Source organism: Marivivens sp. JLT3646 (assembly GCF_001908835.1).
Taxonomy (GTDB): Bacteria; Pseudomonadota; Alphaproteobacteria; order Rhodobacterales; family Rhodobacteraceae; genus Marivivens; species Marivivens geojensis.
In genome coordinates, this window is the sequence record NZ_CP018572.1 from 1,822,466 (window position 1) to 1,837,201 (window position 14,736).

At 57.3% G+C, this 14,736-nt stretch carries 12 protein-coding genes; 9 read left to right on the forward strand and 3 right to left on the reverse strand.

Annotated elements, in window-relative coordinates:
* Positions 1 to 140: 140 nt before the first annotated feature.
* The gene (locus BSK21_RS09100) at positions 141 to 1,457 is read left to right on the forward strand and encodes a cytochrome-c peroxidase (protein WP_067546387.1); all 1,317 of its coding nucleotides are present in this window, start codon (positions 141 to 143) and stop codon (positions 1,455 to 1,457) included.
* Here BSK21_RS09100 and BSK21_RS09105 read toward each other — a convergent pair.
* Complete coding sequence (locus BSK21_RS09105) at positions 1,454 to 2,932, reverse strand: CRTAC1 family protein (RefSeq protein ID WP_067546390.1); 1,479 nt, start codon at positions 2,930 to 2,932, stop codon at positions 1,454 to 1,456. The two genes, BSK21_RS09100 and BSK21_RS09105, sit on opposite strands and share 4 nt — an antisense overlap.
* Complete coding sequence (locus tag BSK21_RS09110; RefSeq protein WP_067546393.1) at positions 2,929 to 4,203, reverse strand: ROK family protein; 1,275 nt, start codon at positions 4,201 to 4,203, stop codon at positions 2,929 to 2,931. Before BSK21_RS09110 ends, BSK21_RS09105 begins: the two co-directional genes overlap by 4 nt.
* A gap of 214 nt (positions 4,204 to 4,417) precedes the next feature.
* Here BSK21_RS09110 and BSK21_RS09115 point away from each other — a divergent pair, with 214 nt between their 5' ends.
* The 5 genes from BSK21_RS09115 to xylA all read left to right on the forward strand — a co-directional run bounded on the left by BSK21_RS09115 (position 4,418) and on the right by xylA (position 10,448).
* A complete protein-coding gene (locus BSK21_RS09115; RefSeq protein ID WP_067546395.1) occupies positions 4,418 to 5,446 on the forward strand; it encodes a substrate-binding domain-containing protein in 1,029 nt (342 codons plus the stop codon).
* 159 nt (positions 5,447 to 5,605) lie between these two features.
* On the forward strand, positions 5,606 to 6,925 hold the full coding sequence (locus BSK21_RS09120; protein WP_074039004.1) for a sugar ABC transporter permease: 1,320 nt from the start codon (positions 5,606 to 5,608) through the stop codon (positions 6,923 to 6,925).
* Positions 6,926 to 6,937: 12 nt separating this feature from the next.
* Positions 6,938 to 7,699, forward strand: coding sequence for an ATP-binding cassette domain-containing protein (locus BSK21_RS09125; protein ID WP_067546399.1), 762 nt, complete (start codon positions 6,938 to 6,940; stop codon positions 7,697 to 7,699).
* Positions 7,699 to 9,138 (forward strand): xylulokinase, encoded by a 1,440-nt coding sequence (xylB, locus tag BSK21_RS09130; RefSeq protein ID WP_067546402.1) that lies wholly within the window; start codon positions 7,699 to 7,701, stop codon positions 9,136 to 9,138. Before BSK21_RS09125 ends, xylB begins: the two co-directional genes overlap by 1 nt.
* An 8-nt stretch (positions 9,139 to 9,146) precedes the next feature.
* Positions 9,147 to 10,448 (forward strand): xylose isomerase, encoded by a 1,302-nt coding sequence (gene xylA / locus BSK21_RS09135; RefSeq protein ID WP_067546405.1) that lies wholly within the window; start codon positions 9,147 to 9,149, stop codon positions 10,446 to 10,448.
* 53 nt (positions 10,449 to 10,501) lie between these two features.
* On the opposite strand, the gene BSK21_RS09140 is transcribed toward xylA, so the two are convergent.
* Complete coding sequence (locus BSK21_RS09140) at positions 10,502 to 11,512, reverse strand: LacI family DNA-binding transcriptional regulator (RefSeq protein ID WP_067546407.1); 1,011 nt, start codon at positions 11,510 to 11,512, stop codon at positions 10,502 to 10,504.
* An 87-nt stretch (positions 11,513 to 11,599) separates the two neighbouring features.
* On the opposite strand from BSK21_RS09140, the gene BSK21_RS09145 reads away from it, so the two are divergent.
* The 3 genes from BSK21_RS09145 (at position 11,600) to BSK21_RS09155 (ending at position 14,733) form a co-directional block, all read left to right on the forward strand.
* On the forward strand, positions 11,600 to 12,766 hold the full coding sequence (locus tag BSK21_RS09145; RefSeq protein ID WP_067546411.1) for a phytanoyl-CoA dioxygenase family protein: 1,167 nt from the start codon (positions 11,600 to 11,602) through the stop codon (positions 12,764 to 12,766).
* A gap of 9 nt (positions 12,767 to 12,775) precedes the next feature.
* Positions 12,776 to 13,591, forward strand: coding sequence for an SDR family oxidoreductase (locus BSK21_RS09150; protein ID WP_067546414.1), 816 nt, complete (start codon positions 12,776 to 12,778; stop codon positions 13,589 to 13,591).
* Between the two features lie 164 nt (positions 13,592 to 13,755).
* The gene (locus BSK21_RS09155) at positions 13,756 to 14,733 is read left to right on the forward strand and encodes a hypothetical protein (protein ID WP_067546416.1); all 978 of its coding nucleotides are present in this window, start codon (positions 13,756 to 13,758) and stop codon (positions 14,731 to 14,733) included.
* The last annotated feature ends 3 nt before the right edge of the window (positions 14,734 to 14,736 follow it).

Here is a 14,736-nt window from a genome sequence, read left to right on the forward strand (position 1 = left end):
GCAAAGAGGCCCTGCCTGAAACATCAGGCGGGGCCTCTTTCTGTTCAAAATCCCGTTTCTATGCGGAAAAACCGCCCTATTTGCCTTTCCAAATCCACCGCCTTGCGACAGTCTATTGCCAAGGGAAGAGGAGAGATCGGATGCGTTCATTAACCTTGTTTTTGGTGTTGGCAGCCCCAATGGTTCAGGCGGCAGGAATACCTGCGCCCTTGACGGATGACGATTTCCTGCCTGTGCGCCAAGACGAGGCCGAACTCGGCCAATTGCTGTTCTATGATCCCATCCTGTCAGGCAACAAAGAAGTTGCCTGCGCGACCTGTCATCATCCGTCCGAGGGAACTGGCGACGGGCTTTCGCTCTCCATCGGCGATGGCGGTCGCGGACTCGGTCCGAACCGTGTTCTGGACATGGCCAACCTGCCTGAACAACGGATTCCCCGTAACGCGCAACCACTCTTTAACCTCGGCGCCAAAGAGTTCCGCGCACTGTTCCACGATGGTCGTGTAGAGCTAGACCCGAACCGTCCGTCTGGCCTACGCACTCCTCTTGAGGACGAAATGGTCGCGGGCTTTGCCTCTATCGTTTCCGCGCAGACAATGTTCCCTGTTTTGTCAGCCGATGAAATGGCAGGCCATTATTCCGAGAACGAGATTTCACAGGCCGTGCGTCTGGGCACACTGACGGGCGAAGGCGGCGCATGGGATTTGATCGCACGCCGCGTCGCCTCCATTCCCGAGTACTCGGATAAATTCAGCGCAGTTTATGACCACATTTCGTCTCCTGACGACATCGCCTTCACTGATGTTTCCAACGCGATTGCCGCGTTTATGGAGTTTGAGTGGCGGTCGGATACATCGCCTTTTGATGCAGCCTTGCGCGGGGTTGCTCCTCTGCCTGAAACCGCCGCTCTAGGGATGGAATTGTTCTATGGCGAAGCTGGCTGTGCGTCCTGCCACGCGGGTAAATTCCTGACCGATCATAGCTTCCACGCGATGGGGCAGCCTCAGGTTGGACCGGGTAAAGGTGCGCGGTTTGAAACCAATGCCCGCGACGAAGGGCGTTTCCGTGTGACGGGCGATCCTGCTGACCTCTATGCCTTCCGCACACCGTCGTTGCGCAACGTGGCACTTACGGGACCGTGGGGGCACGCAGGGGCGTATTCGGACCTGACAGCATTCGTCAAAAGTCACATTGACCCCATTGCGGGTCTCGAATCTTACGACCGCTCGCAGGTCGTGTTGCCCGAGGCTGAGTTCGCGGATTGGCGCATCATGGATGATCCAGCAGAGGTCGCAGCGATCGCCGCAGCAGTCAGCATTGAACCCGTTGAACTGTCCGAGGACGAGATCACAGCGATTGTCGCCTTCCTCAATAGCCTGACCGATACCGCCGCCGAAACGGGTCGTTTGGGTGTTCCAGAAACGGTGCCGAGCGGATTGACGATCCCTAACCCTTAATGGGTTAGGGTCAGCGTTTGGTTCACAAGGGCGGTGGCTGTGGTCACTGCCCCGTTCGGCCATTCCACGGTGATTGTGGCCTCAGTCGCGTCGCCGAGACCAAAATGCAGCGGCACGGCCTGACCGCCAGCGTGACCGCCGCCGATGGTGACTTGCTGCGTTTCTTTGAACGAACCTGCCTCAACTGTGATTTGCGCGCCGATTGCATTACGGTTTCCGCCGTCTTGCTCCAGCGCGACATTGAGCCATGCGCCAGTGTCCGGCGTCACATTGCGATAGATTTCCAAAGGTGCACGACGGTTCAGCACCAGAACATCGAGCCGTCCGTCATTGTCGAAATCAGTCAATGCTGCGCCGCGGGCACGTTCGCCGCTGGCAAGCCCCGCCTCGAGTGCTGCCTCAACAAAGCGGCCGTCAGGCTGCTGCATCAGAAGGTTATTCGGATCATGGATCGCGTTCGACGGCATCTGATCGACGTTGCCTTTCGCGATGAAAAGATCAGCGCGACCATCGTTGTCCACATCGCCAAACTGCGCATGCCACCCTGTCGACGGGCGGCCATCATCGCCGAGATAAGGGCGATGCGCCGATGTGCCCATGTTAAACGGCGCGGCTGTATATAGGCCTTCGTCCGTCGCGATTTGCAGAAGCTGGTCGCCCATAGAGGTCAGCATCACCTCATCGCGGCCATCACCGTTCAGATCGCGGCTTGCGATCCCCATGCCCCAGAGGGACACCTTCGCCCAGCCGTCGTCTTCACCCAAAAACCGCGCCTCGGCGATGTCCCACATCTGCTCGTAACCGCCGCGCACGTAATACTGGCGGTCGTTCGAAATGCGGAGCCGCTGAGTACCCGACGCATCCCGCGCCGCAAGCATGGAGAGCGCACAGAAACCAGGCTCTAGGCTTGTGGCAGTGTATGTGCCGTTGTCTGGCGTCAGCAAAGTATTGCTATCACAGGCGAAAAACGGCCCCTTGGGGTTGCTGCGATCCACGTAGTTGCCAACCGCAATCTGCGGCAACCCATCATCGACCCACCATGCACTAAAGGCCGTGGACCACTGATCGGCCTCTGGCACACCATAGTCAGCCGTCACATCCGTAAAGCTACAATCCGCGCCGCCCTTCAGCACTCTATTCGCGCCGATCCGCAGAACGAAAAGGTCCATGTGGCCGTCGGCATCGATGTCGATCGGATAGGCACCTGTGGTCTCTGTGATTTCGGGAAAGTCACCAGCGTGGAACTTGAAATCACCATCGTTGATGAAAAGCGATGCTGGCCCCGTCCCACCTGCCGCGAACACATCAGGAAGCGTATCCCCGTTGCAATCCATCACCGCAACGCCGCCGCCGACGAAATGGTCCCAGCCGCCGCTATACTCATGGGGCGGCAAATTCTGGGACATATTTTCGAAAACTGGCCCTGCAAAGGCTGGTGCCGCGCTGAAGGCCGCGAGGAGCGTTAGGTATTTCATGCTGGTAACTTCGTCTCTCCAAAGACCCGATTGGTCAATTCACTCAGCGCAAGCGCCGCTGCCCCACGGGCCCAGACTAAGTCATCCCATGTCTGGATTTCAATTTTGCTTCTTGGTCGCGCCTGATTGAGAGTCAGAGAATGCGTCTCTGCCAGCACTTCGGCGGCGTAGAGGTAGTCGAACCGCATCCGTTCGCCCGACAGAATGATCAGTTCGGGATCGAAAAGGTTGATAATATTGGACAGGCCAACCGCCAAATATCGCCCAGCGCGCTGGAAAATCGTCCGCGCACCACGGTTGCCCGATTTTGCTTTCTCGTAGAGCGTTTCGAGCATGACTGGAAGGCTCTGCGGATTATTTCGCGAAATGCCTAAGGCGGTCGACGCCTCTCGGGCCAGAGCGTAGTCAGCAAGGTAAGCTTCGAGACAGCCACGTTGTCCACAGCGGCAGAGTGCACCGTCGAGTTGCACTTTGATATGGCCCAACTCCATGCCCATGCCACGGGTGCCGCGATAGAGTTGGTTGTTGATCACCATGCCCATGCCCACGCCATGTTCGACTGTGACAACGGCAAAGTCCTTACGGCTGCGGCCAGCGCCGAACCAAAGTTCAGCCAGCGTCAGCATATTCGCGTCGTTTTCGAGGTGAGCGGGACAGTTGAACCGATCCGCGATGGCCTGTTCCATCGCAACTTCGGTTTCAACGATGAGCGGCGACCATGTGACGACACCACAGGAGTGATCGACAACACCCGATATCCCGACACTGATTCCCGAGACCGCAGAAAACGGCAGGCCCGCCGTGGTCATCAAACGGCTCACCAACTCTTCGAGTTCATCGAGGATCGTAGCGACAGGCTTTTTCGTGGTCGGAATGTCCAGTGCGGCAGAGGCAACCACCTGCCCCGCGAAATCGGTTAGCACAGCGGTATGACGTTCGTCAGAGATTTTAATCCCGATGACCCGTTTCACCTCTGGCACCACCTGCAACGCGACGGGAGGACGACCACGGCCCGCCTCACGGGCGGCACCCTCAACCTCGCGCAGGTAGCCTTCTGCAATCAATTCGGCCGTAATTGAGGTCACAGACCCCGGAGAAACGTTCAAAGTCCGCGCGATCATGGCCCGCGATACCTGCCCATTTGCCCGCACCTGTTCAAAGACCTGCTGACGGAGAGATTTGGAATCACGCAACCCCACAAGGTTAATCGGCCCGCACCCTTCCTGTGCGTGCTGCGATTCGAGAAGGACCTCCTCCAACCCAGATTCCATAAGTTCACCTCCTGAACTATTTCTGCACCTGCGAGAAGATTTCCTCCGAATTTCCCTCAAGTGAGCGTAATATTCGGGCGAAAATCGCCTGCTGTCCATAAATTTTCCGCAATTTGTGATTTTTTTATTTTGACAATTGAATTTAATCAGTCAAGCTAAGGAGGCCTACGAAGAGAACGATCTTCGTTGATAGAATTCTATGGGAGGAAACACTATGCATAAGGCAATTATCGCAGCTGCCGTAGCGGTTGCTGGCTTCAGCGGCTCTGCTGCTTTGGCTGAAGGAATGAAAATCGGCGTATCCTGGGCGAGCTTCCAGGAAGAGCGTTGGAAAATCGACGAAGCGGCAATGGTTGCAGCTATTGAAGCTGCTGGCGACACCTATGTGTCCGCAGACGCCCAGTCGTCCTCGACCAAACAGCTTGCAGACATCGAAGCACTGATCGCTCAGGGCGTTAACGCACTGATCATCAACGCTTGGGACAAAGACGCAATCGGCCCGGCTATCGAAATGGCAGCGGCTGAGGGCATCCCGGTTGTTGGTTACGACCGTCTGATCGAAGACGACCGCACCTTCTACCTGACCTTTGACAACATCGGCGTTGGCCGCATCATCGCTGAAACCGTTTCGGCAGAAGTTCCGGAAGGCAACTACGCGATCATCAAGGGTGACCCAGGTGACCCGAACGCTGCGTTCCTGCTTCAGGGCATGATGGAAGTTATCGGCGACGACGTTGCAGCTGGTAAGATCAACATCGTTGGCGAAGCGTTCTCGGACAGCTGGAAGCCTGAAAATGCTCAGAAAAACATGGAGCAGATTCTGACCGCAAACAACAACAACGTTGACGCTGTTCTGTCTGAAAACGACGGCATGGCTGGTGGTGTTGTTGCTGCTCTCTCCGCTCAGGGTCTCGTGATCCCGGTTGGCGGTCAGGACGGCGACTTGGCTGCGATCAACCGCGTTGCACGTGGCACCCAGACCGTTTCGGTTTGGAAAGACTCCCGTCAGCTCGGCACTGCAGCAGGTGAAATCGCTTCGGCTCTCGCAGCAGGTACCGCACTTGACGCAATCGACGGCGCTGTGAAGTTCTCGGGCGGCGAAAAAGGCATCGAAATGAACGCGATCCTTCTGTCCCCGACACCGCTGACACGCGCAAACCTCAGCGTTGCAATCGACGCAGGCCACATCTCGAAAGAGCAGGCATGTGAAGGCGCAATCGCAGGCGTTGACGGCTGTAACTAAGCCTTAGACACGGGTGCCAGACTTCGGTTTGGCACCCGACACTCTTTGAATTTTCGACATTCGGACGCTTTGCCGTCCTGAAACGCCCGCAGCAGCTTGCCATGAAGACTAGGCTTGAGCTCTGCACCCTGCGTACCAAGCAGATATTTGGAAGGTTCCATGACCGACACCTCAAATAAACCCACCGGCTCCGCGTCGAAGACTGGGCCGATCGCGCGTTTCCTGCGTGCAACCGAGATTGATACCCGCCTCCTCGGCATGGTCGGCGCTTTGCTGGCGATCTGGATCGGGTTTCATATGTATGGCGTAATCTTTAACGATTTTGGCGCCTTCCTCACACCACGCAACCTGTGGAACTTGTCCGTTCAGATGTGCTCCATCGGGATCATGGCAACGGGCATGGTTCTGGTCATCATCACGCGCAACATCGACCTGTCGGTGGGCTCGCTTGTTGGTGTGACAGGTATGATCATGGGTATTTTGCAGGTTGAGATCCTTCCGCAATACCTCGGCCTCGGAAACCCGACAATCTGGATCATCACCGCCGTCGTTGGCATCCTGTGCGGCGCGATCATTGGCGCGTTCCACGGCTGGCTCATCGCCTATCGCGGCATTCCTGCGTTCATCGTAACCCTCGGCGGTCTGATGATCTGGCGCGGCGCTGCGTTCCTGTCGAACAACGGCAAAACCATTTCCCCCGTTGACGCGACCTTCCAGCTTTTGGGCGGCGGACCTTACGGCACCGTGGGCGCAACGGGCAGCTGGATCGTCGGCGGTCTGGCCTGTGCAGGCATCATCTGGCTGATCTACGCAGGTCGCCGCAATCGGATCGAGCACGATTTCCCGCTCCGTCCGATGTGGGCAGAGCTGTTCGTCGGCGGTCTGGGCTGCGCGATTGTGGTCGGTGCTGTTCTTCTTGTGAACTCCTACCCTTGGCCCAAAGGCATCGTGAACCAATGGGCTGCGAAGAACGGCGTTGAGGTTCCTGCCGAAGGCCTCTTTATCAGCCATGGCTTTGCTATCCCTGTGATCATCCTGATGGTGGTCGGCATCCTGATGACAATCCTGATGACCCGCACCCGCTTTGGCCGCTACGTCTTTGCTATCGGTGGTAACCCCGAAGCTGCGGCTCTGGCAGGTATCAACGTTCGTTGGATGACCCTGCGCATCTTCGCGCTGATGGGTGCTCTGGCTGGCCTCTCGGCTGTTGTTGCCTCCGCCCGTCTGAACAGCGCGACCAACGCCCTCGGCCTTCTGGACGAACTTTACGTGATCGCGGCAGCCGTGATCGGCGGCACGTCACTCGCGGGTGGTGTTGGCACGATCTATGGTGCGATCCTCGGTGCGCTGGTGATGCAGAGCCTTCAGACCGGCATGGTTCTGATCGGCTTTGACACCGCAGTCCAACAGATCGTCGTCGGTAGCGTCCTCGTGGTCGCTGTGTACCTCGATAACCTTTACCGCAGCCGTTCAAAGTAAGGAGACGTGACAATGACCAACACGCAAAACCCTCTTGTCGAATTGCGGAACATCGAAATCGCATTCGGCGGTATCAAGGCCGTGGATGATGTCAGCGTTGACCTCTATCCGGGCGAAGTTGTCGGTCTCTTGGGCCACAACGGTGCAGGCAAATCGACACTGATCAAATGTCTGTCGGGTGCATATAAGAAGGACGCAGGCGAAGTGCTGATCAACGGCAAATCCGTTGAAATCAACAACCCGCGCGACGCCCGTTCCTACAACATCGAAACCATCTACCAGACGCTCGCGCTGGCGGATAACCTCGATGCTGCGTCGAACCTGTTCTTGGGCCGTGAGATCGTGACCAAATCGGGCATGCTCGACGAAGCAAAGATGGAAGCTGAGACTCGCAAGATCATGGCGCGCCTCAACCCCAACTTCCGCAAGTTCAACGAACCCGTCAGCGCGCTTTCGGGCGGTCAGCGTCAGTCGGTTGCGATTGCTCGTGCGGTATATTTCAACGCCAAAATCCTGATCATGGATGAACCGACAGCGGCGCTTGGCCCACATGAAACACAGATGGTGGCAGAGCTGATCCAAGAGCTGAAAAAACAAGGCCTTGGTATCTTCTTGATCGACCACGATGTGCATGCGGTGAAACAGCTCTGTGACCGCGCGGCCGTTATGAAAAACGGTCAGTTGGTTGGCGTTGTGAAAGTGGATGAAGTGACCGAGGACGATCTCCTCGCGATGATCATCCTTGGACGTAAACCGGAACATCTGGCAGCATAATGTACATCGGACTTGATCTAGGCACTTCGGGCCTAAAGGGGATCGTCATTGACGATTCCCAAACCATCCTCGCCGAAGCAACGGCCCCACTTACTGTAAGCCGAAAGGCAGATGGTTGGTCAGAACAGGACCCCGCGGATTGGATTACGGCCGCGCAGACTGTTCTGGGTGCTCTCAAGTCCAAACTTTCGCTCGACGGTGTGCGTGCCATTGGCCTGTCGGGTCATATGCATGGCGCCACACTGCTAGATGCCTCGGATGCAGTGCTACGGCCTTGCATCCTTTGGAACGATACGCGGTCCTCAGCCGAAGCCGCAGCACTGGATGCTGACCCGCGTTTCCGTGCACTGACTGGCAACATCGTATTTCCTGGTTTTACTGCACCGAAAATCGATTGGGTTCGCCACAATGAACCCGAAATTTTTGCTAAACTCGCTAAGGTTCTACTGCCAAAGGACTACCTGCGCCTCTGGCTCACAGGTGAACATGTGGCAGAGATGTCGGATGCGGCAGGGACATCATGGCTCGATACGGGGGCACGGGCTTGGTCCGATGACCTTCTCGAAGCAACCCACCTGACCCGCGATCACATGCCGCGTCTCGTCGAAGGGTCCGATGTTTCGGGCACTCTACGGGCCGACATCGCAGCGCAATTTGGCCTGCCCGCCAATGTCGTCGTGGCTGGCGGTGGCGGCGACAACGCGGCGAGCGCTGTGGGCGTGGGCGTTGTAAAGTCTGGCGATGCGTTTATCAGCCTCGGCACATCTGGCGTGCTCTTTGCGGCTTGCGACGCCTATTCCCCCGATGCGGCGAGCGCGGTCCACACCTTCTGTCACGCGCTGCCCGACACATGGCACCAGATGGGCGTGATCCTTGCGGCTGCGGACGCGATGAACTGGTTTAGTCGCGTGATGGGTGCCGCACCTGCGGAACTCACAGGCGCCCTAGGTCCACTTACGGCCCCTGCCCGCACGTTGTTCCTGCCATACTTGGGTGGTGAGCGGACACCGCACAATGATGCGACCATCCGCGCCTCGTTCCTGCACCTTGACCACGCGACCGACAGTGCGGCCATGACACGAGCAGTGCTTGAGGGCGTCACTTTTGCGGTGCGTGACAGCTATGACGCGCTGACCTCGACTGGCACGCCGATCGAACGGTTGATCGCCGTTGGTGGCGGGTCCAAGTCGGACTACTGGGTTCAAGCGATTGCAACCATGCTCGACATGCCGATCGGCTTGCCTGTGGCTGGCGACTACGGTGGCGCGTTTGGCGCGGCCCGTTTGGGCTTGATGGCGGCAACAGGTGAGACCGCCGCCGCAGCAAGCGCCCCACAAATCGCACGCACCATTGATCCTGTTCCCGCGTTGCAAGAGGCATTCCTTGCCCGCCACGCTGATTATCAAGCGGCCTATAAGGCGCTTAAGACACTTAACTAGAGGTTCCTATGACCGATTTTTTCAAAGGCATTCAGGCCATCAAATACGAAGGCCCCGAAACTGAAAACGAGTTCGCATTCCGTTACTACAACCCCGACGAAGTCGTCATGGGCAAACGGATGGAAGATCACCTGCGCTTTGCCGTCGCCTATTGGCACAGCTTTGCATACGAAGGCGGCGACCCGTTCGGCGGTCGTACGTTTGACCGCCCATGGTTCGGCGACTCTATGGATGCTGCTAAACTGAAGGCTGATGTGGCGTTCGAGATGTTCGACATCCTCGGCGCACCATACTTCTGCTTCCACGATCTCGACGTGCGTCCCGAGGGCAAGACCTTTGCGGAAAACAAACGCAACCTCGAAGAGGTTGTCGACTACTTTGCGCAGAAGATGGAAACCTCAAAGACGAAATTGCTTTGGGGCACGGCGAACCTCTTTACCCACCGCCGCTTTATGGCGGGAGCGGCGACTAACCCTGACCCTGATGTCTTTGCCTACTCTGCTGCGACCATCAAATCCTGCATGGACGCAACGATGAAACTGGGCGGTGAGAACTACGTTCTGTGGGGCGGCCGTGAGGGCTATGAAACCCTTCTGAACACCGACCTCACCAAAGAGGCAGAGCATGCGGCACGGATGCTCGAAATGGTGGTCGAGTATAAGCACAAGATGGGATGGGATGGTCAGATCCTGATCGAGCCGAAACCCCAAGAGCCATCGAAGCACCAGTATGACTTTGACGTTGCGACCGTTTATGGCTTCCTCAAACGCTTCGGCCTTGAGAATGAAGTGAAGATGAACATCGAACAAGGCCACGCGATCCTTGCGGGTCACAGCTTTGAGCACGAACTGGCGTTGGCTGGGTCGCTGGGCATGCTGGGTTCGATCGACATGAACCGCAACGACTACCAGTCTGGCTGGGACACCGACCAATTCCCGAACAACGTTCCCGAGATGGCATTGGCCTACTACGAAGTTCTCAAGGCGGGCGGCTTTACCAAAGGCGGCACCAACTTTGATGCGCGTATCCGTCGTCAGTCCCTCGACGCAGAGGATCTTATCCTTAGCCACATCGGTGGCATGGACTGCTGTGCACGCGGCCTCAAGGCGGCGGCTGCAATGCTCGAAGATGGTAAACTCGAAGCAGCGCGTGATGCACGTTACGCCGGCTGGGATACCGATGGCGCGAAGGCGATGCTCGGCAGCGATTTGGCCTCGATCCAAGAGCGCGTTCTGGCTGACAACATCAATCCTGAACCCCGTTCGGGCCGTCAGGAACGTCTGGAAAATCTGGTTAACCGCTACCTCTAATCGAGGGCGAAACGACCAAAGAGAGGGGTGCCATCGGCGCCCCTTTTTGCATGTCAGGGCAGAGGACAGGCGATACTGATGTCGGTCTGTTCTATCTCGACCGATTGCGGGACGAGCTTGTGATATTTCAGGAAATGCAATGACACCCGCCGCGCGTCCTGTCGGAAATCGTGGTGCAGGACAAAACTTAACTGCCCGCTATCGAGCAGTTTTCGGTTCGTCTGATCGAGGTCATGCGCGGCAAATATATCAACCGTCCGCCCTGCCTCGGCGAAGGCCTCGAGCACCGCACGATTGCCGCCACCGATGGAATAGACGCAGTCGATATCGCTATGGGCTGCGAGCGCCTCCATCACGATCTTCTTGGTGGTGCGGTTGACGCCTAACCCCTCGGACACTGTAAGGATCGCAGGGGGATCGGGCAGTTTCGATAGGTAATCGGCAAAACCGATCCGTCGCTGTTCTTCACCTTGAAACATCTGGCTCGACAAGGTGACCAACACCCGTCCGCCCGTATTCCGACGCATCCGAGCCATCAAATAGGCTGCCGTTGCCCCTGCCCGTCTGTTTTCCATCCCGACATAGGCCAACCGAAGTGGTTCGGGCACGTCCGTCACATATGTAACCACCGGAATGCCGCGATCGGTGATAACCTGAAGGCAGGCCTCAATCGCGGGGGTGGCAGGCACCTTGAGCACGATGCCATGCGTTCCGCGCCGCGCAATGGCGTAGAGTTTGCTGACAATGGCCTTATCATCCATGACCTCTGCCAAATGAAAGCGTGCCCGAAAGGCCGCAGGTTTGACCAAAGGCAGTTCGGCCTCAAGCGCAGCACGTACGGCTGACGAAAACCGTTTGGGCGATTGGATCAACACATCGATCGTGAATTTGCGGCCCTCTGACAGCGTCGCACCGTATTGACGGTCCAGTTCTGCGATCGCAGCCGCAACCCTATCGCGCGTGACCTGACGCACGTGTTCGCGCGCATGCAAGGCACGGTCCACCGTCGCGGGACTCAGCCCCGCCTGAAACGCGATTTCCTTGACGGTGAATTTCCGATCCATTGCAATATTTGAGGTGATTTTGAGGTGAAAGGCAACTACCGAAGTGCCGTGGACTAGGTCAATTTCATCCTCAAGGGAGGACTACATATGACCACAAAGACCACGCGAAAGCCCGTTTGGATCACCGCTGACAGCGGCAACTTCGAGACGTTCAAATCCGTCGTGAGCCAACAAACAAATCCCGCTGACGTGCCTCATTCGGCGGAGGTTGTGCGCAACATTCCAATCTATGACGGCGCCGTTGTTGATGCTGCCGCCGCAGACGCCGCGAAACGCAAAGACCTAACCGCCGAATGGGCGCATGTGTTCAGCGATGGCGCGGGGATCATCGTTATCAAACAAGCGCTAAACGATCACGGCGCAATCGACCGTGCCTCGGCGATTTTCGAACAGATCATCGACGACGAAAAGACCAAGGCAATCGGCGGCGGCGATCACTTTGCGAAACCTGGTGCCAATGACCGCATCTGGAATTCACTAGAAAAACACTGCCTCGCCGATCCCGAGAATTTCGCCGCCTACTACGGCTGCAACACGCTCGCCCTTGCGGCTGAGGCATGGTTGGGGCCAGCTTATCAAATGACCGCGCAGGTCAACCGCGTGAATCCGGGTGGTGCCGCGCAGAAGCCGCACCGCGATTACCACCTCGGCTTTATGTCTGCGGATCGCATGGCCCAGTATCCTGCGCATATCCACGGCATTTCGCCTGTTCTAACGCTGCAAGGTGCACTGGCGCATTGCGACATGCCTGTTGAGACAGGGCCGACATTGCTACTGCCGTTCTCGCAGCAGTTCTTTGAAGGATACCTCGCCTTTAACCGCCCAGAGTATCAGGACTATTTCGCCGAGAACTATGTGCAGTTGCCTTTGGAAAAAGGGGATGCTGTGTTCTTTAACCCTGCGGTGATGCACGGTGCGGGCACGAACCACACCACGGATCGGTTCCGATTAGTGAACCTGTTCCAAGTCTCGTCAGCCTTTGGTCGCGCGATGGAAAGCGTCAATCGCACTGCGATGTGCCGCGCGTTATTCCCTGCTCTGCTGAATGCCTCGCCGTCGATCAACGTTGCGAATGTGATTGCGGCGAGCGCGGAGGGCTATCCCTTCCCCACGAACCTCGACCGCAACCCGCCTGTCGGTGGCCTCGCCCCGAAAACGCAAGCCGCCTATTTGGAAGAAGCGCTGCGTGATAAATGGAGCGTCGAACAGTTCAACACGGTACTGGATGACCTCCAGTTCAAGAACGAAACATAAGGCGGGACAATGAACCGTATCGACGGAAAGATAGCCATCGTCACAGGTGGCACGCAGGGGCTTGGCGCGGCGATTGCGTTGCAATTTGCGCAAGCTGGCGTGGCAGGTATCGCGATTGTCGGCCGCACCAAGTCCAAGGGCGAGGCCATGGCAGCAAAGATCACCGCAGAGACGGGTGTTCCCGTCGCAATGGTTGCGGCTGACCTCTCAGACCTTGCACAGGTTCAATCGATCGTGCCGCAGACAATCGCGCAATTTGGTCGGGTCGACATTTTGGTAAACGCGGCCGGCATGACAGATCGTGGGACGCTCGTTGATACGACGCCCGAGGTCTATGAAGCCCTGATGGCAACAAACGTCCGTGCGCCGTTCTTTTTGATGCAGGATGCCACGCGTGCGATGATCAAGGACGGCATCGACGGGCGGATCGTGAACATCGGCTCCGCCTCAGAGCGGACAGGTCAACCGTTTCTCTGCGCCTATTCCGCGACCAAGGCGGCGCTTGCAACGTTGACGCGAAACGCAGGCTTTGCCTTGATGCGCAACCGCATCAGGGTGAACCAATTGGATATCGGCTGGATGGCGTCGGACAACGAACGCGCCTTGCAGCTGGCCGAAAGCGGGGATCCCGATTGGGAAGCCAAGGCAGGTGCGAACCTTCCGTTGGGCCGTCTCCTCGATCCTGCGGAGGTCGCAAAGGCCGTTTTGTGGATGGTGTCGGACGACAGTGGAGTGCTGACAGGTTCGGTCATTCACTACGACCAATCAGTTTGGGGCGGCTATGACGGTCAGGCCCCTGCCCCCGCAGCCGCGCTCGAAATCTGAGTCACACACGATCAGCAGTCCGGTGAAACATCGGACTGCGCCGTCGCCCGCCATTCCCCTGCAAACGTGGTGACAAATGTCGGTACACTTTTCTTTGCACAGGCGGTTTAGCGCTATCAATTTCGCGAAACTGCGATACCGTCTTTCCTAGAGTGGAGGACACTATGCCGAAAAATCTTGATCGTAAGTTAGACGCCATTCGTTCGGGCAAATACAAGCCGAACGACTTTATCATTGCGGACGCCAAAGACGGCGACATGGCGTTTGGCTGCGCCACCCCCGGAAAAGGAGCTGATGGCCGCATGAAATCGCTGCGCGCCTATCGCGACGATATGGTCAAGGTCACGAAATCTGGTTTGGTCGACATCATGCTCATGTCCCTCTCTACCGCAGAGGTTATGCAGGCCGAGGGGCTGTTCCACAAATCCCACGTCACCCCTGCTGTGCGTATGAACGACACGACCGATATCTGGCACGTCCGTGGTGGGTGCTATCCGAAACACATGATGAAGAACTTCCGCTCTGCTCGTCTGGATCGGGTCAAAGCGGTCGCGCCCTTGGGTCTCTATTCTGTGACGTTCTATAATGACCTCGAACGGGATCATAAAACGCTCGAAGACTTCGCGAAGTTCCGTGATGAGGCCTCTGCCGAGGGTGTGGATTACTTCCTCGAGGTCTTTAACCCGCAAATTCCCGTTGAAACCAACGGCGACTTTGCGACCTACAACAATGACATGATCGTGCGCTGCCTTGCGGGCGTGTCGAGGCATGAACGCCCCGCCTTCCTCAAGGCCGCCTATAATGGTCCGGCCGCAACCGAAGAAATCGCAAACTACGATCCCGAAAACCTCATCTTTGGCATACTTGGCGGCGGCGCAGGAACCACGCGCGATTGCCTTGAACTGATCCGTCAGGCCGAAAAATACGGTGCGCGCGTGGCTCTGTTCGGGCGCAAGATCTACTACTCCGAGGACTCGGTTCTCATGGTCAAAGCGATGCGCCACGTGATCGAAGACGGCGTTACAAGCGAGGAAGCGGTTAAGGCCTATCACGGTGATCTACAGGCCAATGACATCACGCCGTTCAGATCGCTCGACGACGATCTGGTGATTTCGGAAAACATCCTCAAGCCCAACGTGTGACCC

Bases quoted from the DNA above. Each gene is read 5' to 3' on its own strand.
- xylA (WP_067546405.1), top strand. From the start codon at position 9,147: ATGACCGATTTTTTCAAAGGCATTCAGGCCATCAAATACGAAGGCCCC.
- BSK21_RS09120 (WP_074039004.1), top strand. From the start codon at position 5,606: ATGACCGACACCTCAAATAAACCCACCGGCTCCGCGTCGAAGACTGGG.
- xylB (WP_067546402.1), top strand. From the start codon at position 7,699: ATGTACATCGGACTTGATCTAGGCACTTCGGGCCTAAAGGGGATCGTC.
- BSK21_RS09145 (WP_067546411.1), top strand. From the start codon at position 11,600: ATGACCACAAAGACCACGCGAAAGCCCGTTTGGATCACCGCTGACAGC.
- BSK21_RS09115 (WP_067546395.1), top strand. From the start codon at position 4,418: ATGCATAAGGCAATTATCGCAGCTGCCGTAGCGGTTGCTGGCTTCAGC.
- BSK21_RS09150 (WP_067546414.1), top strand. From the start codon at position 12,776: ATGAACCGTATCGACGGAAAGATAGCCATCGTCACAGGTGGCACGCAG.
- BSK21_RS09155 (WP_067546416.1), top strand. From the start codon at position 13,756: ATGCCGAAAAATCTTGATCGTAAGTTAGACGCCATTCGTTCGGGCAAA.
- BSK21_RS09110 (WP_067546393.1), bottom strand. From the start codon at position 4,203: ATGGAATCTGGGTTGGAGGAGGTCCTTCTCGAATCGCAGCACGCACAG.
- BSK21_RS09140 (WP_067546407.1), bottom strand. From the start codon at position 11,512: ATGGATCGGAAATTCACCGTCAAGGAAATCGCGTTTCAGGCGGGGCTG.
- BSK21_RS09125 (WP_067546399.1), top strand. From the start codon at position 6,938: ATGACCAACACGCAAAACCCTCTTGTCGAATTGCGGAACATCGAAATC.
- BSK21_RS09105 (WP_067546390.1), bottom strand. From the start codon at position 2,932: ATGAAATACCTAACGCTCCTCGCGGCCTTCAGCGCGGCACCAGCCTTT.
- BSK21_RS09100 (WP_067546387.1), top strand. From the start codon at position 141: ATGCGTTCATTAACCTTGTTTTTGGTGTTGGCAGCCCCAATGGTTCAG.